The organism is Dyella sp. NPDC103356, assembly GCF_055584465.1.
Genome location: NZ_JBVJLZ010000035.1, coordinates 1 through 1008 on the forward strand (window position 1 = coordinate 1; position 1008 = coordinate 1008).

Here is a 1008-nt window from a genome sequence, read left to right on the forward strand (position 1 = left end):
GTTGCTGGAACAGATCCAGTCGCTCAACGGGCAACCCGGCAAGCATCTGATCCAGGTCGTCGTGCCCGGGTACGGCGAAGGTCAGGTCATGGCCGGACTGAGCGGGATGTTGCGTACGGCGCAACTGGAAAATCCACGCATCATCGGTCAGATGATCCGCGTTCAGGCCGATCAGAACGTGGCGCAGGCGTTGCTCGAAAATCGCGATGCCGGTTCGCTGCACCTGCGTTACGTCGATAGCGAACGCCAGGTCGCCGGCTGGGCCGAGCAGGCGGAGGTGGGTGCTGCAGGCTCACCTTGGAAGGCTCAGGGTGTCTATCTGATCACGGGTGGCGCCGGTGGCCTGGGGCTGATCTTTGCGCGCGAGATAGCGCACCAGGCCAGGAACGCGGTGCTGATTCTCACCGGCCGCTCGCCGTTGAACGAAGGCATTCAGGCGCATATCCGTGAACTGGAAACGCTTGGGGCGGTCGTGCGCTATCACGCCGTCGACGTCAGCGATGCGCTGGCACTGACCCAACTGGTACGCGGTATTCCGGAAGAGTTCGAAAGCCTGGACGGCATCATCCATAGTGCCGGCGTGGTGCGCGACAGCTTTATCGCGAAGAAGACACCACAGCAATTGCATGAGGTGCTGAGCGCAAAGGTGGCCGGCACGTTGAATCTGGACGAAGCCAGTCGCGACATGGCGCTGGACTGTTTTATCTGCTTCTCATCGATTGCCGGTGCGGTGGGTAATGTGGGGCAGGCGGACTATGCGGCGGCAAATGCGTTTATGGACGCCTTCGCGCATTACCGTAGCGAACAGGTCACCCAGGGCCAGCGTCATGGTCGCACGCTGTCGGTGAACTGGCCGTTGTGGGATGAGGGCGGTATGCAGGTGGATGCGGCCACGCGCGCGATGCTGGTGCAGCAGTTGGGGATGCACGCGTTGGCCAGCGACAGTGGTGTGCTGGCGTTACGGCAGGCGATGGCGAGCGGGCAGAGCCAGCGGATGGTGATCGCCGG

1 protein-coding gene is annotated in these 1008 nt (G+C 62.6%); it reads left to right on the forward strand.

Annotated features, from left to right (window positions below; all coding sequences use genetic code 11):
• A partial coding sequence (locus ACZ6WW_RS23555; RefSeq protein WP_465276342.1) for an SDR family NAD(P)-dependent oxidoreductase occupies positions 1-1008 on the forward strand: 1008 nt, incomplete at both ends.